General features: G+C 72.8%; 23 protein-coding genes. 9 read left to right on the top strand and 14 right to left on the bottom strand.

Annotated features, from left to right (window positions below; all coding sequences use genetic code 11):
• Positions 1–5: 5 nt before the first annotated feature.
• Positions 6–1,016: a LacI family DNA-binding transcriptional regulator gene (locus ACFQ8E_RS09180; RefSeq protein WP_430550382.1), complete on the bottom strand. Its 1,011-nt coding sequence runs from the start codon at positions 1,014–1,016 to the stop codon at positions 6–8.
• A gap of 181 nt (positions 1,017–1,197) precedes the next feature.
• On the opposite strand from ACFQ8E_RS09180, the gene ACFQ8E_RS09175 reads away from it, so the two are divergent.
• The 3 genes from ACFQ8E_RS09175 (at position 1,198) to ACFQ8E_RS09165 (ending at position 4,227) form a co-directional block, all read left to right on the top strand.
• The gene (locus tag ACFQ8E_RS09175; protein WP_430550259.1) at positions 1,198–2,403 is read left to right on the top strand and encodes an extracellular solute-binding protein; all 1,206 of its coding nucleotides are present in this window, start codon (positions 1,198–1,200) and stop codon (positions 2,401–2,403) included.
• Between the two features lie 46 nt (positions 2,404–2,449).
• Positions 2,450–3,400 carry a carbohydrate ABC transporter permease gene (locus ACFQ8E_RS09170; RefSeq protein ID WP_430550258.1) on the top strand — a complete coding sequence of 317 codons (951 nt, stop codon included), beginning with the start codon at positions 2,450–2,452 and terminating at the stop codon, positions 3,398–3,400.
• Positions 3,401–3,474: 74 nt separating this feature from the next.
• On the top strand, positions 3,475–4,227 hold the full coding sequence (locus ACFQ8E_RS09165; RefSeq protein WP_430550381.1) for a carbohydrate ABC transporter permease: 753 nt from the start codon (positions 3,475–3,477) through the stop codon (positions 4,225–4,227).
• 20 nt (positions 4,228–4,247) lie between these two features.
• Here the strand turns inward: ACFQ8E_RS09165 and ACFQ8E_RS09160 are convergent, their stop codons facing one another.
• A complete protein-coding gene (locus ACFQ8E_RS09160) occupies positions 4,248–4,742 on the bottom strand; it encodes a hypothetical protein (protein ID WP_430550257.1) in 495 nt (164 codons plus the stop codon).
• A 537-nt stretch (positions 4,743–5,279) separates the two neighbouring features.
• Here ACFQ8E_RS09160 and ACFQ8E_RS09155 point away from each other — a divergent pair.
• Together ACFQ8E_RS09155 and ACFQ8E_RS09150 are read left to right on the top strand one after the other, a co-directional pair.
• Entirely contained in the window at positions 5,280–6,905 is a 1,626-nt protein-coding gene (locus tag ACFQ8E_RS09155) for a sodium:proline symporter (RefSeq protein WP_430550380.1), read from the top strand.
• Positions 6,905–7,033 (top strand): putative transporter small subunit, encoded by a 129-nt coding sequence (locus tag ACFQ8E_RS09150; RefSeq protein WP_430550256.1) that lies wholly within the window; start codon positions 6,905–6,907, stop codon positions 7,031–7,033. Before ACFQ8E_RS09155 ends, ACFQ8E_RS09150 begins: the two co-directional genes overlap by 1 nt.
• Positions 7,034–7,111: 78 nt before the next feature.
• Here the strand turns inward: ACFQ8E_RS09150 and ACFQ8E_RS09145 are convergent, their stop codons facing one another.
• Both ACFQ8E_RS09145 and ACFQ8E_RS09140 read right to left on the bottom strand, forming a co-directional pair.
• The gene (locus tag ACFQ8E_RS09145; RefSeq protein ID WP_430550255.1) at positions 7,112–7,795 is read right to left on the bottom strand and encodes a hypothetical protein; all 684 of its coding nucleotides are present in this window, start codon (positions 7,793–7,795) and stop codon (positions 7,112–7,114) included.
• Between the two features lie 304 nt (positions 7,796–8,099).
• Positions 8,100–8,693: a DUF6318 family protein gene (locus ACFQ8E_RS09140; protein ID WP_430550254.1), complete on the bottom strand. Its 594-nt coding sequence runs from the start codon at positions 8,691–8,693 to the stop codon at positions 8,100–8,102.
• Positions 8,694–8,992: 299 nt separating this feature from the next.
• Here ACFQ8E_RS09140 and ACFQ8E_RS09135 point away from each other — a divergent pair, with 299 nt between their 5' ends.
• On the top strand, positions 8,993–9,430 hold the full coding sequence (locus ACFQ8E_RS09135; RefSeq protein ID WP_430550253.1) for a YybH family protein: 438 nt from the start codon (positions 8,993–8,995) through the stop codon (positions 9,428–9,430).
• A 25-nt stretch (positions 9,431–9,455) separates the two neighbouring features.
• Here the strand turns inward: ACFQ8E_RS09135 and ACFQ8E_RS09130 are convergent, their stop codons facing one another.
• The gene (locus ACFQ8E_RS09130; protein ID WP_430550252.1) at positions 9,456–10,118 is read right to left on the bottom strand and encodes an SDR family NAD(P)-dependent oxidoreductase; all 663 of its coding nucleotides are present in this window, start codon (positions 10,116–10,118) and stop codon (positions 9,456–9,458) included.
• Positions 10,119–10,340: 222 nt separating this feature from the next.
• Here ACFQ8E_RS09130 and ACFQ8E_RS09125 point away from each other — a divergent pair, with 222 nt between their 5' ends.
• Positions 10,341–10,838: a pyridoxamine 5'-phosphate oxidase family protein gene (locus tag ACFQ8E_RS09125; RefSeq protein ID WP_430550251.1), complete on the top strand. Its 498-nt coding sequence runs from the start codon at positions 10,341–10,343 to the stop codon at positions 10,836–10,838.
• 29 nt (positions 10,839–10,867) lie between these two features.
• Here ACFQ8E_RS09125 and ACFQ8E_RS09120 read toward each other — a convergent pair whose 3' ends face one another.
• The 5 genes from ACFQ8E_RS09120 to ACFQ8E_RS09100 form a co-directional block, all read right to left on the bottom strand.
• Complete coding sequence (locus tag ACFQ8E_RS09120; RefSeq protein WP_430550250.1) at positions 10,868–11,164, bottom strand: SHOCT domain-containing protein; 297 nt, start codon at positions 11,162–11,164, stop codon at positions 10,868–10,870.
• A gap of 1 nt (position 11,165) precedes the next feature.
• Positions 11,166–11,597: a DUF6325 family protein gene (locus tag ACFQ8E_RS09115; RefSeq protein WP_430550249.1), complete on the bottom strand. Its 432-nt coding sequence runs from the start codon at positions 11,595–11,597 to the stop codon at positions 11,166–11,168.
• 175 nt (positions 11,598–11,772) lie between these two features.
• Positions 11,773–13,182, bottom strand: a complete 1,410-nt coding sequence (locus ACFQ8E_RS09110) for an MFS transporter (protein ID WP_430550248.1) — start codon at positions 13,180–13,182, stop codon at positions 11,773–11,775.
• Between the two features lie 118 nt (positions 13,183–13,300).
• Positions 13,301–13,924, bottom strand: a complete 624-nt coding sequence (locus ACFQ8E_RS09105) for a TetR/AcrR family transcriptional regulator (protein WP_430550247.1) — start codon at positions 13,922–13,924, stop codon at positions 13,301–13,303.
• 33 nt (positions 13,925–13,957) lie between these two features.
• Positions 13,958–14,473: a GNAT family N-acetyltransferase gene (locus ACFQ8E_RS09100; protein ID WP_430550246.1), complete on the bottom strand. Its 516-nt coding sequence runs from the start codon at positions 14,471–14,473 to the stop codon at positions 13,958–13,960.
• Positions 14,474–14,577: 104 nt separating this feature from the next.
• Between ACFQ8E_RS09100 and ACFQ8E_RS09095 the strand changes: the two genes are divergently transcribed.
• Positions 14,578–15,159, top strand: coding sequence for a hypothetical protein (locus tag ACFQ8E_RS09095; protein WP_430550245.1), 582 nt, complete (start codon positions 14,578–14,580; stop codon positions 15,157–15,159).
• Positions 15,160–15,162: 3 nt separating this feature from the next.
• On the opposite strand, the gene ACFQ8E_RS09090 is transcribed toward ACFQ8E_RS09095, so the two are convergent.
• The 3 genes from ACFQ8E_RS09090 to ACFQ8E_RS09080 all read right to left on the bottom strand — a co-directional run bounded on the left by ACFQ8E_RS09090 (position 15,163) and on the right by ACFQ8E_RS09080 (position 16,649).
• Positions 15,163–15,675, bottom strand: a complete 513-nt coding sequence (locus ACFQ8E_RS09090) for a hypothetical protein (RefSeq protein ID WP_430550244.1) — start codon at positions 15,673–15,675, stop codon at positions 15,163–15,165.
• Between the two features lie 25 nt (positions 15,676–15,700).
• The gene (locus ACFQ8E_RS09085; RefSeq protein WP_430550243.1) at positions 15,701–16,177 is read right to left on the bottom strand and encodes a pyridoxamine 5'-phosphate oxidase family protein; all 477 of its coding nucleotides are present in this window, start codon (positions 16,175–16,177) and stop codon (positions 15,701–15,703) included.
• 61 nt (positions 16,178–16,238) lie between these two features.
• Positions 16,239–16,649, bottom strand: coding sequence for a VOC family protein (locus ACFQ8E_RS09080; RefSeq protein WP_430550242.1), 411 nt, complete (start codon positions 16,647–16,649; stop codon positions 16,239–16,241).
• A gap of 128 nt (positions 16,650–16,777) precedes the next feature.
• On the opposite strand from ACFQ8E_RS09080, the gene ACFQ8E_RS09075 reads away from it, so the two are divergent.
• The gene (locus ACFQ8E_RS09075; RefSeq protein WP_430550241.1) at positions 16,778–17,767 is read left to right on the top strand and encodes a helix-turn-helix transcriptional regulator; all 990 of its coding nucleotides are present in this window, start codon (positions 16,778–16,780) and stop codon (positions 17,765–17,767) included.
• Between the two features lie 36 nt (positions 17,768–17,803).
• On the opposite strand, the gene ACFQ8E_RS09070 is transcribed toward ACFQ8E_RS09075, so the two are convergent.
• Positions 17,804–20,293 (bottom strand): amylo-alpha-1,6-glucosidase, encoded by a 2,490-nt coding sequence (locus ACFQ8E_RS09070; protein ID WP_430550240.1) that lies wholly within the window; start codon positions 20,291–20,293, stop codon positions 17,804–17,806.
• Positions 20,294–20,454: the final 161 nt, after the last annotated feature.

Here is a 20,454-nt window from a genome sequence, read left to right as displayed (position 1 = left end):
GGGCGTCAGCGGGCGTCGGCGGTGGAGCCGACGAGCTGGAGCGTGCCGGGCAGGAGGTCGTGGGTGGGGGCGGCGGACGGGTCGGCGAGACGGTCGACGAGGTCCTGGACGCTGCGGGAGCCGAGCTCGGCGCCGGGCGCGACGACGGCGCTGACGGCGGGGTCCGCCGTCGCGAGGTCGGCCGCGGACGTCGCGAGCGCGAGGACGGAGACGTCGCCCGGGACGGCGCGGCCGGCCGCGCCGAGCCCGTTCACGAACCCGGAGAGGGCCGCCTCGTTGAGGACGAGGACCGCCGTGACGTCGGGGTGGTCGGCGGCCAGGGCGGTGGCGGCCCGCCGTCCGGAGCGCGGGTCCTGGGCGGCGCGGACGACGAGCGGGTCGAGGCCACGGCGCGCCGCCTCGGCCAGGTACGCCTGCTCGGTGCGGACGACCGGCCCGTACCCCGACCACGCGGGGCCGGAGGGGCCGCCCGGCTCGCCGAGGACCAGGGCCACGCGGCGGTGCCCGAGGTCGGTGAGGTGGTCGAGACCGGTGGCGACCATGCCGGCGAAGTCCATGTCGACGTACGACAGCCCGGTCGGGTCCTCGGTCCGGCCGATCAGCCCGAAGGGCACCTCGCGCTCGGCGAGCAGCGCGACGCGCGGGTCGTCGGCGGTGACCTCCATGAGCAGGACGCCGTCGACGAGCCCGCCGGACAGGTAGTCGTCGAGCTGGGCGACGTCGTCGACCGGCCACAGCACCACGTTGAAGCCGCGCTCGGTCGCGGCGCTCGCGGCGGCGGTGACGATGCTCAGCGCGGTGCTGCCGAGGCGGTGCTGCAGGGCGGGGAAGACCAGCGCCACGATGTGGCTGCGGCGGCTCGCCAGAGCCCGGGCGAGCACGTTGCGCCGGTACCCCAGGTCGGCCATCGCGTCCTCGACGCGGGCGCGCGTCGCCGGGGCGACGCGCTTGGTCCCGTTGACGACGAACGACACGGTCGTCAGGGAGACGCCGGCCCGGTCGGCCACGTCCTGCATGGTCACCACGGGGCACTCCTCACGTCGGGAACAGATCGGGAACAGGTCGGGAACAGGGCTCGGGAACGGTGCTGCGGATCGATGATCACACAGCCGGACGAGATTGGTAAAGCGCTTTGACAGCCTCGCCGGGTCGTGCCTAACCTCGCCGTCACGTGAACCGAGCGAAGGAGCTACGACTGTGCGACGAACCCACACCGCCGTCGGCGCGGCGTCGGCCGCCGTCGTCGTCCTGGGGCTGTCAGCCTGCAGCGGCGGTGCCCGTGCGGACGACGGCACGCTCGTCGTGACCGACACGCTGTCCGACACCAGCGCGCCCGTCTACCAGGAGGTCTACGACGCCTGCGCCGCCGAGGTCGGCATGAAGGTGCAGGCCAACCACGTGGCGGGCTCCGGGCTCATCGCGACCGTGCTGCAGCAGGCGTCGTCCGACACGCTCCCCGACGTCCTCATGCTCGACAACCCCGACGTGCAGCAGATCGCGTCGTCCGGCGCGCTCAGCCCGCTGACCGACTACGGCATCACGGGCGAGGGGTTCCCGCAGGGCGTCGTCGACGCGGGCACCTACGACGGCGACCTGTACGGCATCGCGCCCGTCGTCAACACGGTCGGTCTGTTCTACGACGTCGACGCGCTCGCCGAGGCGGGGATCGAGCCGCCCACCACCTGGGACGAGCTCCGTGCGGCGGCCGAGGCGCTGACCACCGACGGGCGCTACGGCCTCGCGTTCAGCGCTGCCAACACGTTCGAGGGCACCTGGCAGTTCCTGCCCTACCTGTGGAGCAACGGGGCGGACGAGGACGACCTCACGTCGCCCGAGGCGGTCGAGGCGCTCTCCTTCGTCGACGGCCTCGTGCAGGACGGGTACGCGTCGTCGAGCGTCGTCAACTGGTCGCAGAACGACGTCAACGACCAGTTCATCGCGGGCAAGGCCGCCATGATGGTCAACGGGCCCTGGAACATGCCCGCGCTGGAGGCCGCCGAGGGCCTCGACTACGCCGCCGTCCCGCTGCCCGTCCCGGAGGCGGGTGACACGCTCGAGGCGCCGCTCGGCGGCGAGGCGTTCACCGTCCCGCGCACCGGGAACCCCCACAAGATGGCGAAGGCCGGCGACTTCGTCGCCTGCGTGACCCGCGGCGAGCACCAGCTCGCCATGGCCACCGGCCGGGGCGCCGTCCCGTCGGACACCGAGGTCGCCGCCGAGGCGGCTGCCGAGAACCCGGTCGTGGCGACGTTCGTCGACACCGTGCAGACCGCCCGGTCGCGCACCGCGCTGCTCGGGCCGGACTGGCCCGGCGCCGCCACCCAGATCTACACCGCCCAGCAGCTCGCGCTGACCGGGAGCGAGCCTCCCGCGGAAGCCCTCGAGCGGGCGACGGAGCACTGATGCGCACGCCGACGTCGCGCGCGTCGTCACCGAGGAAGGATCGACGATGACCACCACCCTCGCCGGCCCGACGCCCGTCGTCGCGCCCCGACCGGGTGCCGACCGCCCGCGCAGGCGCGCCCGCATGCGGGAACGGACCGCCCAGTGGCTCTTCCTCGTGCCCGCGATCGCGTACGTGCTCGTGTTCTTCGGGTACCCGATCGTCAAGAACCTCGTGATGGGGTCGCAGGACTACACCGTGCGGACCTTCGTCTCGGGCGAGGCGCCGTGGGTCGGGCTCGACAACTACGTCGAGGTCGTCACGAGCAGCCTGTTCCGCACGACCGTGCTCAACACGGCGCTGTTCACCGTCGGCTCGATCGTCGGCCAGTTCGTCATCGGGCTCCTGTTCGCCCTGTTCTTCAAGCGGCGGTTCCCGCTGGGGAACGTGCTGCGGTCCCTGCTCCTGCTGCCCTGGCTGCTGCCGATGATCGCGGGCACCGCGGTGTGGAAGTGGATCCTCGACCAGGACGGCGGCGTCCTCAACGCAGCGCTGGGCTCGATCGGCATCGCGCCGGTCCACTGGCTCACCAGCCCCGACGTCGCGCTCATCGCCGTCGTCCTGGTGAACGTCTGGGTGGGCATCCCGTTCAACATGACGCTGCTGTACTCCGGGCTGCAGAACATCCCCGACGAGCTCTACGAGGCCGGCGCCCTCGACGGCGCCACCGGCGCCAAGGCGTTCTGGCACATCACGTGGCCCAACCTGCGGCCCGTGGTCAGCGTCGTCCTCGTGCTCGGCGTGATCTACACCCTCAAGGTGCTCGACATCATCCTGGGCCTCACCGGCGGCGGACCCGCCAACGCGACCCAGACCCTGGCCACCGACTCCTACCGACGCTCGTTCCAGGAGTTCTCCTTCGGCACCGGCGCCGCGGTCAGCAACATCCTCATCGTGGTGTCGCTGCTGTTCGCCGTCGTGTACCTGCGCGTCAACAAGCGCGCCGTGGATGAGTGAGGTTCATCGTGAATCAGACGACCGACGCCCGGAAGCTGCGGTACACGATCGTCGGGATCGTGCTCCTCGCGGTCATGCTGTTCCCCGTCTACTGGATGGTCAACGTGTCCCTCCAGGGCGGCGGTACGGCGGCGAACAGCTCGTTCTTCCCGACGAACGTCACGTTCGAGGGCTACCAGCGGGCGTGGGAGGACCAGACGGGCAACCTCGTCACCAGCATGATCGTGGCCCTCGGCGCGGTGCTCGTGTCCCTGGTGATCGCGACGCCCGCCGCCTACGCGCTGTCGCGGTTCCGGCTGCGCGGCATGGGGATCTTCCTGTTCGTGCTGCTGCTGGCGCAGATGATCCCCGGCATCGTCATCGCGAACTCGCTCTACACGCTGTTCAACGACCTGGGCCTGCTCAACACGTACGTCGGCCTGATCCTCGCGAACGCCACGCACGGCATCCCGTTCGCGATCCTCATCATGAGCGCGTTCATGCGGTCCATCCCGCCCGCGCTCACCGAGGCGGCGCGCGTCGACGGCGCCGGCCACTTCCGCGCGTTCTGGTCGATCATCGTGCCCGTGAGCAAGAACTCGCTCATCACCGCCGGGCTGTTCAGCTTCCTCTTCGCGTGGAGCGACTTCATGTTCGGCCTCACCCTCACCACGGGTGCGGACATCAAGCCCATCACCCTCGGCATCTACGACTACCTGCAGGGCAACGTCCAGAGCTGGGGGCCCGTGATGGCGAGCGCCGTCATCTCCTCCGTGCCGGCGATCGTGCTCCTCGTCCTCGCCCAGCGGTACATCGCCGCCGGCGCGCTCGGCGGCGCGGTGAAGTGACGTGAGATGACCTCGGCACCTCAGCCGAGGGCCGCGGCCCCGAGCCTGCTGCTCGTGTAGAGCTCGGCGACCTCGTCGAGGTCGACCGGGGGGACCGAGTCGCCGGTGCCGACGGCCGCTGCCACCCACCAGTCGGCGCCGGGCAGGCCCGCCGAGGCGTAGGCGCGCACGCCTGGTTCGAGGTGGGGGCAGCCGGGGCGCGGCCGTGCGAGGACCTCGCCGTGCGCCGGCTCCCACAGGCGCACCGACCCGTCGCGTTCATCGTCGAGGACGACGGCGTCGTACCACCGCCACACGACGACGTCGCGCCCGCCGGCGGGTGCCGCGATCGCGACCAGGTGGCCGGGGGAGAAGCGTTCGGTGTGCGGCGAGGGGACCGTCGCGGCGAACGGGACCGTGGCGACGCGGCCGTCGTGCCACACGTCGCAGGCGGTCTCGGTGACGCGCAGCACCCGCGCGGTGCGGAGGGAGGGCGTCGGGCCGGGGCCGCCGTCGCGCCCGTCGTCGGTCGTCATGCGCGGGAGTCTGGCAGGACGGCGCGTCGTGGGCGACGGGAATTCCCCGCGTCCTCTGGTCGGTGGCGCCCTGGGAATAATGTGTCCATTTTGTGGTATAAACGTGACCGACGGCCATTGATCGGCGCGCTGTGCCGCGCCCGGAGGAACCCCGACACCACGTCTCGTCGGCGCGCTCTCGCGAGAGTTCCCGCTTGGTCCCCGTCACGAACCGCCGGCCCCTCCGTGCGCCGGCACCCGCACGCCCCGACCGCGGCGCATCGCCGTGCGCCCTGGTCAGGACGGTTGACGAACGGAAGGAGCGTCGTGCTGTCGACCCAGCCGGCACGGTACGCACTGCCCTGTGCGTGCCGCCCCGTCTGCCCCCGGCGAGTGCCGCCCGCCTAGCTGTCGTTCCCGCTGTCCCCGTCCCGCCGGACCCGCATCGGGCCTCCGGTTCCCTGACGAGAGAGTGAGAACCCCTTGGGCAACCTGCAACAGATCCCTGGACCGATCGTGATCCTCATCCTGCTGCTGTTCTTCGGCGGCAGCTTCTACATGTCGGTCCGCATCAGCCGCAAGAAGGAGAACGCGGACGGCTACATGACGGGCGGCGGAAAGATCGGCTTCGGGATCTCCGCGGCGTCGATGACCGCCACCTGGATCTGGGCGTCGTCGATGTACGCCTCCGCCACGTCCGGCTACACCTACGGCGTGTCCGGCCCCATCCACTACGGGCTCTGGGGCGCGCTGATGATCCTGCTCATCTACCCGTTCGGGCGCCGGATCCGCGCGGTCGCGCCGCGCGCGCACACGATCGCGGAGGTGATGTTCGCCCGCCACGGCCGCTCGAGCCAGCTCATGCTCGCCGGGTCCAACGTGCTCGGCAGCGTCATCAGCCTCACGTCCAACCTCATCGCCGGCGGCGCCCTCGTCGCCATGCTCACGCCCTACACCTTCACGCAGGGCATCGTCGCCATCGCGGCCGGCGTGCTCCTGTACACGCTCTGGTCGGGCTTCCGGGCGTCGGTCCTCACCGACTTCGCCCAGGTGGTGGCGCTGCTGGGCGCGGTCGTGGTCATCATCCCGGTGGTGTTCTTCGCGGCCGGCGGGCCCAGCCTGTTCGAGACGGGCGCGGCGAACCTCACCGCCCAGCAGAAGGACTTCTTCTCCTCGGACGCGTTCTTCAACCAGGGCGCCCCGTACATCGCGGCCGTGCTGGCCTACGCGATCGGCAACCAGACCATCGCCCAACGGCTGTTCGCGGTCCGCGAGGACCTCATCAAGAAGACGTTCGTGACCGCGACCTTCGGCTACGGCGCGACGATCATCGGCATCGGGATGCTCGGTGTCATCGCCCTGTACGCGGGCATCGAGCCGCTCGGCGGGGACATGAACAACCTCGTCCCGCAGATGGCCGCGAACTACCTGAACCCCGCGCTCCTGTGCCTGTTCTTCGTGATGATCATCGGCTCGCTCTCCTCGACGGCTGACTCCGACCTGACGGCCCTCTCGTCGATCGTCATGGCCGACATCTACGGCCAGAACGTCGCCGGCAAGAAGCGCGCCAACCCGCGGACCATGGTCCTCATCGGCCGGATCACGATGGTCGTCTCCATCGCCGCGGGACTGGTGTTCGCCGGGTCGAAGTTCAACATCCTCGACCTGCTGGTGTTCGTCGGTGCGTTGTGGGGCGCCCTCGTGTTCCCCGTCATCGCGAGCTTCTACTGGGACCGGGTCACGAACGTGGCCTTCAGCGCCGCGGTCGTCGCGGGGCTCGCGTGCTTCCTGCCCGTGCGCTTCTCGTGGGTCGACCTCTCGGGCGGGCTGGGCCTCGCGTCGGACGTCCTGTCCACGCTCGGCATCGGGATCGTGCTCGGCCTGATGGCCTTCGGCTTCTTCGGCAAGCGGGTCGCCCTCGTCGTCGGGACGGTCGCCACGGTGGCGGCCGCGCCGTTCGCGATCGGGTTCCTGCACACCTACCCGGTGCTGTCGGGCTCGCTCGTGGCGTACGCGGTCAGCACGATCGTCTGCGTCGCTCTGACGCTGCTGAGCAAGGACCGGTTCGACTTCGCCCTGATCAAGGAGCGCACCGGCAACTTCGACGAGGAGGAGACGGCTGCGAGCCGTCCGGCCGAGGAGCCGCGACGGGGCGAGCCCGTCGCGGCAGGAGAGGGGATCTGATGACGTTCCTGCTGACGGTGTACGTGCTCGTCTGGCCCGTCGTCGTGGCCGGCGTGCTCTTCGTGATCAGCCGCGCGTTCTACCGCGAGCTGCGCAAGGCCAGGGCCGAGGGGCGCAGCGTGATCTAGCGCGGTGCCCCCTGGCCCGGCGCCCGCCGCACCTCGACGCCGTCGTCCGCGACGGCGTCGAGGCGCGGCCGCGGCGGCTCAGCAGGTCGCGTTGCCCTCGAGGTCCTCGCAGACGAGGCGGGTGCGTGCCTCGGTCACCGTGGTGGGGTTGGTGGTGCTCGTGGTCGAGATGGTGCCCGGGATGTCGGTCCAGTCGCTGGTGCCCTGCACGCGGAAGCGGCCCTGCCAGGTCGTGGTGAGGGTGACGGCGACGCCTGCTCGGTAGACGTTGCCCTTGTCGTCGACGCCGGTGCCCGCGTCCTTGCCGGGCGTGCCGAGCTGGCCGTAGGTGTGCCCGACCCAGCTCTCGTCCGGGGTGGCGTCGCCCTCGTGCCACGGGCGCCCGGGGGAGGTGGTCGTGAGCGTGCTGCCCGTGGACGAGTACGGGTCGTCGAAGTCCCACGTGTACTCCGTGGGCTCCGCGCGCAGGACGACGGGCACGCCGAGGAGGGTGACCGTGCGGTCCAGGGGCGCGGCCGACGTGTACGCCGGGTAGTGGACGTTGACCACCATGGGCGGGTTGCCCTGCACCGTCGCCTCGGGGGCGGCGATCTTCATCGACTTGAACTCGCGGCGCGCCTGGGCCGCGATGTCGGCGGGCGTGACGCACTGATCGTCCGACAGCTGTTCGGCGTCGTCGTAGGTGCCGTCCTCCTGGACGCGCTGCACCCAGAGCGCGTCGAGGGTGTACTCGCCGTCCTCGCACGGTGTGGTGATCTCCACGACGTCCGTGCCCTCAGGGCACGCGCCCGGTGCCGTGACAATGCCGCTGAGGGAGTCCAACTCTTCGCCCAGCGTCCCGCACGTCACCGCATCGGTGCGGGCGTAGCGGTCTCTTGTTTCGTTGGGTGCTTCGGCGCCGCCATCCCCGTGTGGCGCTGTTCCATCGCGACCGACGTTGAGTTCGTTGTTGATGTCGTCGGAAAGCCCCCAGGGATCGTCACTTGGGGAGTCAGTTGGAGCGTTCGGTGAGGCCGTCGATGTGCCAAGTAGGAGTCCCGCCAGGATCAGCACGGCAATCCTCGGGCTAGCCATTGTCCACCTGACCGACCTCGACTATGACCCAATTTCCGTCCTTCTGGCCCACTTCAAACGCAAGACCAAGTTTCTTCGGGTCGCCAGCGCTGACGGATTCGCCCTCAGCGTCAACGATCTTGATCTTCTGAGTGACTTCAACGTCGATGGGCCAAATGCCAGTCGCGTCGTCCTGCTCGTACGTATGAGTTACCTGAGGTCGTGTCTGTGTTCCTTCCCAGGTGTACTTGAGATCCTGAATCTCTTGTGCCTGGTCTACACGCTTCACGCAGAACTGGCAGTCCTTCGCAGACATTGTTCGGAACGGGTCGGTTTCACCCGTTCTCATCATGTAGTCGTCGAGCTCGAGGAAGTACACGGCTGCAGCCTCGGCGCCTGCGGGGCCGTCGTCGTCCATCTCCTGGGGCCGCTCGGGTGCGACGACCACGGCGGAGGAGCTGGGCGACGGTGATGCCGAGGGGCTCACGTCGGTCGCGGTGGGTTCGGCCGACGGCGTGGCGGGCGGGTCGTCGTCGCAACCGGCGACGAGGAGCACAGCGGCAGCGGCGATGGAGGTGGCGGCGAGAATGGCCCGGCTGCGGGTCATGACGGTGCTCCCTGTCGGCGGTGACGTCGCGGTCACTGTAGAGCAGAACGTCATTTGATTGCCTGAGCGTCTGTGGATAGTGCACCGACCACGCTCAGGGCGGCGTCCTCGCCGTCGAACACCTGCACCGCTGGGTCGCCGGCGCACCGCGCTCGCCGTCGTCCCGCTCGCCACCATCACCCGGCCGCGCCGTTCCTGTGCGGGCGGAGGGTTGAACCGCCGCCGTCCGTGTGGTGACGTGGAGGCCCGAGGGCGCGTGCGGTCGCACCGCGACCTTCACCCCTCATCCCGGAGAGGTCATGACGATGGTGTCGACGTGGGCCGACTTCCAGGCCGCGCAGCGCTCCGCGCTGGCCGCGCTGGTGGCCGGTGACCCGCGCGACTTCCAGCGGCTGTGGGACCACACACCGCACGTCTCGCTGCTGGGCGCGTTCGGCGGCGTCGCGCGGGGTTGGGACGAGGTGCGTGACCGCCTCGCCGCCGTGTCCGCCGCGTACGGCGACGGCGTCTACCGGCGGCTCGACCAGCTGGACGAGCACGTCCACGGAGACACCGCGTGGACGGTGCACGTGGAGGAGATCCACTCCCGGTCCGCGACCGGCGGACGGGTGGTCCGCGAGCGCCGCGTCACCAAGGTCTACCGGCGCCGCGAGGACGGCTGGCGGATCGTGCACATGCACTCCGACCCGTTGGTCACCGCGGAGCTCCCGGGCGACGACGCCGGGACCGGCCGCTGACGGCGCACGGCCGGGCTGTCGGGGGTCAGTCCAGCGGCCGCACGAAGGTGCGGAACTCGCCGCGCTGGACGTGCAGGTCCCAGAGCCGCTGGGCGAGGGCGTCGGGGTCGTGGTCGGGCTCCCCGCCGCCGATGCCGAGCGGGATGATCAGCTGCGCGACGTGGATGCCCTCGGGCTCGAGCGCGTCGTGCAGCAGCCGGGCGTACGCGCTCTCGGCGGCGAAGGCGACGGACGTGCCGGTCACGGCGTCGCGCGGCCGGACGGCGCTGCCGCCGTTGGGGAACAGCACGGTCCCGCGGCCCAGCGCGCGCATGCCGGGCAGCACGTGCTGGACGGCGGCGGCGGGGCCGAGCACGGACATCTCGAGCGGGCCGACCAGGTCCTCGGCGGTGGTCTCGAGCGCGGGCTTCATGAACTCGCGCGCCGGGACCGGGCTGTACTGCAGCACCTCGACGGGGCCGAGGTCGGTGGCCGCCCGGTCGAGCGCGGCGGTCAGCGCGTCGCGGTCGCGCGCGTCGGCGACGTACCCGGCGGCGGTGACGCCGTCGTCGCGCAGCCCTGACGCGAGCCGGTCCAGCTTCGCGGCGTCCCGCGCGACGAGCGCGACGGAGAAGCCCTCGCGACCGAAGCGTCGGGCGACGGACAGGCCGAGGCCGGGGCCGGCGCCGATGATGGCGAGCGTCGTCATGTCGTTCCTCCCACGTGGCGGTCGGCGCCCGTGCGGCACCGGCTCGGGACCCAGTCAACGCCCTCGACGGCGGGCGGGGGAGTCCCTGGTGAGAGGTGTACCGCCAGGGCACCGTCGCGCGCTCGGTGCGGTCCCGCGGTTCGATGTCGAGAGAGCGCGCTCCGCTCCGTCCCCGGGGCGAGGGCGGCGACCGGCGCCGCTTCCGACGGAGGGATGCACGCGATGGAGCAGCAGGAGATCGACGGCGAGCTGGCGGACGCGACGGAGCTGCTCGACTCGCCGTCCGCCCTCCACCTCGCCTACACCGCGCAGGACGGCACGCCGCGGGTCGTGCCGGCGGGGTTCTGGTGGACCGGCCGGGAGCTGGTGCTCTCCACGGCGGAGACGGCGCCCAAGGTCGCCGCGCTCCGGGCCCGCCCGGAGGTGGCTCTGTCCCTCGTGGACGGCGACGCGCCCTCGGGGGCGCGGTCGCTGTCCGTGCGCGGCCGCGCGGAGATCACGATCGTCGACGGCGTGGTGCCGGAGTACCTCGCCGCCGCCGGCAAGGGCATGGCCGGCGACGACCTCGCGCAGTTCGAGCAGGCCTGCCGCGCGCTCTACGACCGCATGGCGCGCATCGCCGTCGTGCCGACCTGGGCCCGCTACTACGACTTCGGCACCGGCCGGATCCCGACGTTCCTCCAGGAGCTCGCCGCGCGAGGCGGCGCGGGGCGCGGCTGAGCCGGACGGCCTCTCGCCGAGCTCCCGCGTCAGGACCCGAGCAGCCTGGCCTTCTGGGCGGCGAACTCCTCGTCCGTGAGGACGCCGCTGTCGCGCAGGCGGCCCAGCTTCTCCAGCTGCGCGATGACGTCGTCGCCGCTTGCAGCCGCCGGGGCCGGGGGCGGCGGCGCGTACTGCTGAGGCGGCGGCGCGTACTGCGGCTGGGACTCCGCGTACTGCTCCTGCGCCGCCCAGCGGCCGGCCTGACGTCGTGACACCCGGTTCGACACCGCGGTCGCGGTGCCCGCGACCACCGCGGTCCGGGCGACCCCTCGTAGCAGTCCCATCTCACTCCTCCTCGAGCGCGTCGAGCGCCGCGACGACGTCATCCACCGGGATGCGGCCGCTGGACACGACCTCTGCGCCGGCCTCGCGCATGGCGGCGACGAAGGGTCCCGCCCACGTGTTCTCGTACACGATCATCCCGACGGCGCTGCCCGGTTCCACGAGGGAGGCGCCGCGCGCCAGGTCGTCGTCGTCGAGCAGCCCGGACGTCGCCCCCTCGAACACCGCGAGGTCCAGCTGGCCGTCGTCGTCGAGGTCGCTGAGCGCCACCCCGACGACGCCGGTGTCGGTCACCCTCGCGACGCGCAGGTCGAGGATCCGGATGATCCCGCGCTCCACGAGGTCCAGGAGCGCGGCCAGCCCTTTGCCCTGCAGCCTCGCGCCGGGGAACTCCAGGACGAGGTAGTCGATCGGTCCCACCTGCTGCTCTGTCATCGAGGTCCTCCTGCGACGGTGCCAGCCCTGTCGGTCGCGGCACGTACGGCCGCGACGGACGGGCTGGCATGGGCCCGCGCGCGGCGGGTGCGGCAGCACCCAGCGTCTCTCTCCGCCCGGCGAGCGGCCATGCGACGGCGCGATATCACCCGGCCCGGCCCGGTGATGAGTCCCGTCAGCGACCGTCCCGGGCCGGCGCGAGCGACGCGAGCGCGGCCACCAGGGCGACGACGGCGGCGAACCAGTAGCCGGTGGCGAACGTGTCGAACCCGGGGTCCACCAGGGCCGCGGCGGCGACGCTGGACACGGCCGAGACGCCGGTCGCGGCGCCGAACTCGTGGAACGTGCTCAGCGCGCCGGAGGCCACGCCTGCCTCGTGCGGCTGGGCGGCGGAGAACAGGCTCCCGGCGGCCGCGACGAACACGGCTCCCACGCCGAACCCGGCGACGGTGATGCCGACCACGAGCACCGTCATCGAGAAGATGCCGGCCGCCGCGGCCAGGCCGACGGCGGCCACCAGCAGCCCGGCGACGGACACGGTGCGCACCCCGAGGCGGGGGAGGGCGCGGCCGGCGAGGCCCGACCCGAGGATGGTGCCCACCGCGACGGGCAGGAACGTCAGCCCCGTGTCCAGCGGGCTGAAGCCGTGCAGCTGCTGCAGCGTGAACGAGCCGAGGAAGAACACGGAGATCATCAGCGCCGTGGCGACGAAGATCAGCCCGAGACCGCGCAGCACCGGCCGCCGGGTGAGCATGGCCGGGTCCACGAGGGGTGCGGCGGACGCGCGCAGGTGACGCGCGAGCAGCACGTACCCGATGACGCCGACGAGCAGGGCGACCAGGGTCGGCGCGCTCAGCCAGCCGGAGTCGCCGGCGGTGACGAGCCCGAACACGACGGCCGCGGTCGCGCCGGTGGCGAGGGCGGCGCCGAGCACGTCGAGCCGCCCGCCCGACCCGGGCCACGGCCGCACCCACCGGAACAGGGCCAGGAGCAGCAGCGCCCCGACGGGGACGTTGACGTAGAACACCCAGGGCCAGCCCGGGCCGGACGTGAGGAGGCCGCCCACCAGCACGCCGACGGCGGCGCCGGCGCCGCCGAGCGCCGACCAGACGCCGATGGCGCGCGACAGCTCGGGCCCGCTGAACGTGCGCACGATGACGGACAGCGCGGCGGGCGACATGGCCGCCGCGCCGACGCCCTGCAGGCCGCGGGCGGCGAGTAGCAGCTCAGGCGACCTCGCGAGCCCGGCGAGCAGCGAGGCGAGGGTGAACAGCGCGAGCCCGGCGAGCACGACGCGCCGCGGCCCGAGGACGTCGGCGGCCTTGCCGCCGAGCAGCATTAGCCCGCCGAAGACCAGGGCGTAGACGCTCGCCACCCAGGTGAGGCCGGAGCGGTCGAGGCCGAGGTCGGCGCCCATCTCCGGGAGGGCGATCGCGACCACGGTGACGTCGACGATGAGCATCAGCTGGGCGATGCCGAGCAGCGCGAGGATGCGCCAGCGCCGGGGGTCGGGCGCGGCGGTCTGGTCCTGGCCGTTCTGGTCCTGGCCGGTCTTCTCCGGAGCGGGCTGTTCTGACGGGGTCATGGCACGGTCCCTCGATGAGTCGAGCACGAATAAGTCGAACACACCTGTTCGAGTAAATTAACTCGAACAGGTGTGTTCGACAAGAGGGGTGTGCGGGTGACTTCCGGGAGGGGCGACGTCAGGCGGACAGGGCGGCGAGCGTCGTGCCGCGGACGAGCGCCGGGGCCTCCTCCGCGGTGATCTCGCCGCGGTGCACCGCGGCGGAGGCGCCGTGGAGGATCGCCTGGATCACACTGAGCTGCCAGTCGATCGGCATGTCGTCGCGGAACTCGCCGACGTCTCGCCCTCGCTCGAGCACGCCGCGCGCGCGGGTCATCGGGCCTTCGTGGGCCCGTCGCATCTCGTCGGGCGGCAGCACCTGGGACCCGGCCACCACGAGCGCCCCGAACCGGTGGGTCAGGTGCCAGGTCGCCTCCAGCATGCGGCCGAGGGCGTCCCGGGGGTCGCCGCCCAGGTCCATCCGCCCCATGGCCTCGTCGGTCTGGGCGATCGCGCGGTCCACGACCTCGCGCACGAGCGTCGCCCGCGAGTCGAAGTGCCCGTAGAGGGTGACCCGGCCGACGCCCGCGGCCTTGGCGATCTCGTTGATGCTCGCGTCGGGGTCGGTCGCCAGCACCCGGGTCGCCGCGGCCAGGATCGCCTCGACGTTGCGGACGGCGTCCGCGCGCTTCGCGCGGTCCCGGCCGTCGTTGGCCGGGCCCCTGCCCGTCGTCTCCGTCGTCTGGGCAGGTGTGGTGGCCACGGGCTCCTCCAAGGTCGGACAGTGGTGTCCAGGTTATCGGTCCGGGCGGTCCGGGCTCGTGAAGCGGTGGCAGTCCACCTCGACCGTGCCGCCCGGCACCGGCGCCCGGTGCGCGAACCGGCCCGCGTCGACCCAGCCCTGGCGTGCGTAGAAGCGGCGGCCGGGCGCGTTTCCCGTCGCGACGGCGAGCCACGCGTGCGGGTGCCCGGCGGCGCGGACGGCGTGCTCCGCGTGGCGCAGCAGGGCGCCGCCGACGTCGCCGCCGCGGCCCGCGCGGTCGACGTAGAGCTGGTCCACCTCGTCCCCGGCGACCATGACGAACCCGACGACGGCCCCCCGGCGCACCGCGACGGTCGTGTCGGCGACGCGCTCGCGGGCGCGCTCCGGGAACGATGCCGGGGTGCGCGCCGCCGCGAGCGCGTCGGGCACGTGGCCCAGGTGCGCGTCCGCCCAGCCCTCGCGCCAGATCCGCGCGACGGCGTCGGTGTCGTCCGCCGTCGCGGGCCGGAGCTCGACCGGCGTGGTCAGTGACGTCGTGGTGTGCGACATCGTCGTCCGCCCTTCCGCTAACTCGAACAAGTGTGTACAGTTTATCGCGCTCGATCGTCAGCGGTTCACCTCACGCGGTTCGCACGCACGAGAGCGAGAAGACCATGACCCAGGACCAGGCGGCAGGCACGTCGACGGCCGCGGCCGACCGGCGTTCGGTGTTCGGCAGGGTGTGGCCCGCGGCGCTCGGGGTGCTCGTCGCGGCGGCGACCGCGATCGGGCTCGCCGACGCGCGCGACGTCGCGCCGGTGCTCGCCGCCTCCGGCCTCGTCTACCTGGCGGCCGCCGCGCTCGGCCGGCCGGCCGCCGCGTGGCCCGCGTTCGGCGCGACCTTCGTGCTGATCGGCGTCGCCAAGGTCACCGACCTCGACCCGACGCCCTGGATGATCGGCCTCGCCGTGGTGCTGGCCGTCGTGGGCCTCGCGGCCGGGCGGAGGCATCCTGCGTGGTCCTTGCCGCTCCAGGCAGCGGCCATGCTCGTCCTGGGGGTCGCCGCGCTGGCCGCCGTCCGGCTGGACGCCACCGCGGGCGGGCTCGTCGTCGCCGTCGGGCTGCTCGGGCACGCCGCCTGGGACGCCTACCACCACCGCACCGGCCGGGTCGTCGCCCGCTCGCTCGCGGAGTTCTGCGGCGTGCTCGACGTGATCCTCGCCGTCGCGCTCGCCGTGCTCGTGCTGACGGCGTGACCGTCAGCCGGTGCTGCCCGCGACCCCGTGCCAGTACTCCGCGATAGCGCTGTGCCGGACGACGACGGCGTCGGGGGCAGGAGGGGCGGGCCACAGCTGCAGGAGGTAGGAGTCCGGGGCCGGCACCTCGAACGCGGTGTCGAGGTCTCGTCCGGCGTCCATCTCCCGGGCCGTGAACCGGACGCGGTGCCAGCCCTGGCCCGGAAACGTCAGCGGCCACGCCTCGTTGAACGTCCGCAGCTCGGCTCCGGGACCGGCGAGGTCGACGGACACCTCGACGACGTCCTGACCCGTGGTATCGGGCGCGGGTTCCTCGGGCGACCACTCGACGCGGAAGGTGACCTCGCCCGTGTGCAGGCCGGTGACACCCGACAGGCGGTGCGGCTCACGGGCGCCGAGCAGCCCGTTGGCCTGACCGGCCCGGGCGGCCGCCAGGTCGTCGACGAGCTCGTCGGGCGGTGCGACCGAGAAGTAGCCGTAGTGGACGTCCAGCCGGCCGTCGAACATCGTGATCATCGGGACATCATGGCGGGAGGCACCGTCACTCGAGGTCGACCTCGCGGCGGACGTCGCGGTCGGGCTCGAGCACGAAGAACCGGGACACGACGGCGCGGTAGAGGCGCAGCTCGGCGGGTGCGACGACGCGGTCGAGCGTCCAGGGGCCCAGGCCCTCGGCGCGGGAGCGGCGGTCGAAGATCGCGAGGCAGCGGTCGCGGTCCGACTCGGGCACCTCGCCCGCGGTGGCCTCGGCGTACACGGCGCGCGGGCGGCCGTCGACGGGCACGGGCGTCTCGAAGACCACGATGCCCACCGCGGCCCGCCCGGCGACGTTCGTCGAGTGGCGCGTGCCGAGCCGGGAGACCCAGACGAGCTCCCGCCCCTCGCGGGCGAACCAGACCGGGGTGGGCCACGGGTTCCCGTCGCCGTCCGCGGACGCGAGGACCAGGTAGCGGCCGTCGTCGAGGACGCGACGCGCGAGCTCGGCGTCGTCCCGTGGGTCCATGGCTGGTCGATCCATCGCCATCCTCCTCGTGTCGCGGGTCGCCACCATGCTGGCACGGCGACTGGCGGCGTGGCGGTCAGGACGTCAGGGAGGCGAGCACGTCGCGGTAGTGGGAGTTCTCCATGACGCCGAGCACGTTGCCGAACGGGTCGACGACGGCCGCGGTGACGAACCCGGGGCCGCGCTCGATCGGCTCCTGGTAGGAGGCGGCTCCCAGCTCCAGCAGCCGCGCGAAGGCGCCGCGGACGTCGTCGACCGCCCAGTAGGCGACGGCGCCCGCGGCGTCGTCGGGCTGCGGGGGAGCGAAGCGCCGGTCCATGATCCCGAGCTCGTGCTGGTAGTCGCCGATGCGGAACTCCGCGTAGGCGAGCGCCCCGCCGGCCTCGCGGGCGAAGTAGGCCTCGGCGCCCAGCACCTCGGCGTACCAGTCGCGGGCGGCGGCGACGTCGTCGGCCAGGTAGGTGATGGTGGTCAGTCCGCGCAGCATGTCGGCTCCCCGTGCTCGGTGTGTGGGTGGGTATCGGTCGGTGTGGTCGAGGCCCGGTGACCTCGTGAGCACCACTCTTCCGTCCAAAGTGCTCACCTGCTGACTACTTTTCATGGCAGTCTCGGACCATGCGCGCCGACCGACTCATCCAGGTGCTGCTCCACCTCCAGTCACGCCCCCGCGTGACGGCGGCCGAGCTCGCCGACGCGCTCGAGGTCTCGGTGGCGACCGCCCGTCGGGACCTCGAGGCGCTGTCGGCCGCGGGCGTGCCGGTCTACCCGCAGCCGGGCCGCGGCGGCGGGTGGTCGCTGCTCGGCGGGTCGCGCACGGACCTCAGCGGCCTCACGGCACCCGAGGCGCGGGCGCTCTTCCTGCTCGCGGGCCCGGGAGCGGCGTCGTCCGACCATGCGAGGGCGGCGCTGCGCAAGCTCGTGCGCGCCCTGCCTGCCACCTTTCGGGCCGAGGCGGAGGCGGCCGCCGCGGCCGTGGTCGTCGACCGCGAGGGCTGGAGCGCGGCCGGGCGCGCCCGCCCGCCGGAGGTGGACGCGCTGCAGCGCGCCGTCGTCGAGCGGCGTCGCGTGCGGATCGACTACACGGGCGCGACGGGACGCTCCTCGCGGCGCGTCCTCGACCCCTGGGGGCTCGTCGACAAGGAGGGCGCCTGGTACCTGATCGCGGGCACGGACCGTGGTCCGCGCACGTTCCGCGTCGACCGCATCGGTGCGCTGGACCTCACCGACGAGCCCGCCGTCGTGCCCGACGACGTCGACCTGCAGGCCGAGTGGGACCGCGTCGTCGGCGAGGTCGAGGCGAAGAGGTCCGCGACGTGGGCCACCGTGCGCGTGGCCCCGGAGCACGTCGACGTGCTGCGCGCCCAGTTCGGGCGGCACACGGTCGTGACGGACGACGACCCCGCCGCCGACCCCGCTGCCCGGGACGCCGGCCGGGTGACCGTGCGGGTCGCCGCGCCCACGCCGCTCGACGTCGCGCGCCACCTGGCCGGCTGGGGCGCGCAGGCCGACGTCGTCGGTCCGGCCGAGGTGCGCGCGGAGCTCGCCCGCCTCGGGACGGAGCTGGTGGCGGCGCACGGCGGGACGACGGCCGGCGCCCGGCCGTGACCGGGAATCACGGCCGGGCGCCGGGGCGGTGCGGCGTCACAGGCAGACGTGCGAGCTGCCCTCCCGCACCGTGGCGCGCAGGGTGGTGCCGGGTCGCGGCGTCACCTGCAGGCGCGCGGTGCCGGTGGCGTTGACGTCGAAGCACGCGCCGTCGCGGGTGAGCGCGAAGTCGCGCACGACGACGCGCCCGCCGGTCGACCGGAACACGGTCCGCCCGTCCCGCTCCAGCACGGTGGCGCCCGGGCTCACCGTCGCGGCGTACGTGTGCCCGCTCACCCGCACGTCGTCCACGGAGTTGCGGCCCGGCAGGGCGTGCGAGCCGAAGGTGACCGACCCGGGCCGGCCCCACGCGTCCTCGGCGACGAGCTCGTGCACGGCCATCAGGGGCATGACGTTCGACCAGGTGTAGTAGCGCCACGCGCTGTCCACCGCCGAGGCGTTGATGACCTGACCGGGCTCGGGGTCGAAGTACTCGGGGAAGAAGCCGTTCTCGTCCCAGCTGTCGAGATACATGCTCGTGCTCTTCGCCGCCAGCTCGCCGGCGGCCCCGTCGAGCCCGTACCTCTTGAGGCCGTCGTAGACCGTCGCGTTCATCGGCGGCCAGACGGCGCCGCGCCACTGCTCGCAGGTGTTCTCCTCGCCCCAGCCCACGTAGTACGTGTACTCGTCGGACGTCGTCGCGGAGACGTCGCCGTTCGCGCAGTACTCCGCGTCGTCGCGGCTGATGCTCGGGATCGCGTACTCGCCCCAGAACTGCTCCGGGTCGAGCAGGTTCTCCTCCACCGTGCGCTGCGCGCGCTCCGGCGTGGCGAGGCCGCCGAACAGGGGGTAGAAGATCGTGGGCGTGACGACGTTCCCCCACGTCCTGTCGAGGTTGCGGTCGAGGTACATGCCGCGCTCGTCGTCCCAGAGGGTGTCGTTCGCGGCGCGCTTGGTCCGTGCCAGGACGGCGGCGAACCGGCGGGCGTCGTCGGGTCGGTCGAGCGCGGTGGCGAGCTCGGTCAGCGAGTCGGCCATCAGCGCGTAGTAGGAGGTCAGCGCGACGTCGGTGAGGTCGGTGTTGTCGCGCTCGTCGCCGCTGCCGCCCTCCTTGGCGACGCGGTCGCCCGCGAGATAGAGCGGCAGGTCGTCGAGGCCGAGGTGGTTGCCGATCTTGCTCGGGTCCGCCTCGTACGGCGCCTCCAGGAGCCCGTCGTCGTTCACGTCCCACTCGGGCAGCTTGTCGAAGAACTCCACGAGCGCGGGGTACGCCTGCTCGACGAGCTCGCGGTCGCCCGTGGCGTCGTAGATCCGCTTGACGGCGTAGGCGTGCATCGGGCCCGCGTGCAGCTGGTCGTAGCGCGGCCCGCCGGAGGCGAACAGCACCCGCTCGTGCTGGCGCGCCAGGTCCGGGTCCACGGTGAGCGCGGTGATCGCGTCCCAGGCGGAGTCCCAGCCGGTGAAGATCGAGTCGTTCTCCGACCCGCCGCGGCCCCAGCCCCACACGAGGAAGCTCTGGCGCGACTGCTCGTCGTAGTTCGCGTTGAGGGCCATGGCGGTGCGCATCGCGGTCGCCGCGCGGCCCGCCGGCCCGCTCCCGCTGAGGGTGCCCTCGTCGGCCTTCGCCCGGGCCCGGGCGAGGGTGCCGAGGATGCTGCCGCGGCCGGGGCGAGCCGTCGGGGGCTCGTCCGCCACGCTCGTGGTGAACGTGATCGTCTCGCCCTCCTCGAGGTCGTACCGCAGGGCCGCCGCGGCGTCGCCCGCGGCGCTCTCCTCGCCCTGCATCGCGGCGACCAGGTCGTCCTCCGACGCGTAGGCCGCGGCGTCGTCCGGCGCCTGCGTCGGGAGCAGGGCGAAGTGGCCGACCTCCGACGGGTCGTCGAGCCCGACCCCGGTGGCGCGGACGCCGCGCTCGGTCACCTCGTAGGAGTTGTCCTCGTCCCACGGCGCCGCGGCCTCGAGGAAGACGGTGGCGTCGGCGTCGCGTGCCGTGACCGACCCGACCAGGGTGTTCGGCGCGGTGCGGGCGAACCGCAGGACGATCGTCTGCTTGTCGCGCTGCGTCTGGTCGTAGCGCGCCTGGAGGGTCGGCAGCTGCTCGCGTGCCTGCTCCACCTGCTCGGCGGACCACTCGTCCGGGTGGTCGAGGATCTCGCGCAGCGCCCCGAGGCGGTCGGGGGTGATGGAGCGGTCGTCGCTGCTGATCTCCACCTCGTAGTACGAGCCGTCCACGGTCACCGGGCCGACGTGGGCGACGTTGTTGAGAAGGCCCTGGTTCTCCCGGACGAGCTTCCCGGCGGACGTCAGCAGGTCGACCCGGAAGGCGAACCGGCTCTCGCCCTCGCCGACGAGGAGGGCGCCGTTGTCGTCCCGCTCGACGTAGCCGGGCAGGGCGAAGGGGCGCTGGAGCCCGACGTCGGTGTCGGGCGGCCCGCCCGCGCCCGTCGCGCCCCCGGCGGGGACGGCGACGGTCGCGAGCAGCGCGGCCGCGGCGCCGAGGACGACGGGCGCGCGGCGCAGGGCTCGGGTGTTCTGGCGGTCGGTCATGGCTGCTCCTGGTCTGTGAGCGCTCACATGCGTGGACGGAAGGACGGCCGTGGCCGCCCCCGGGGGGGCCGGGGCCGCCGCCGGCGGGGGGCAGCGGCGGGGTGGGGGGATGAAGGGGGGGGGCCCGTATGGGGCTAATTCGTCCGCGGGGGGGGGCTAAA

The organism is Isoptericola sp. NPDC056573 (genome assembly GCF_042793335.1).
Lineage (GTDB): Bacteria > Actinomycetota > Actinomycetes > Actinomycetales > Cellulomonadaceae > Isoptericola.
Note: the sequence above shows the minus strand (reverse complement) of the source record. Positions and strands in the feature narration are given on the sequence as shown.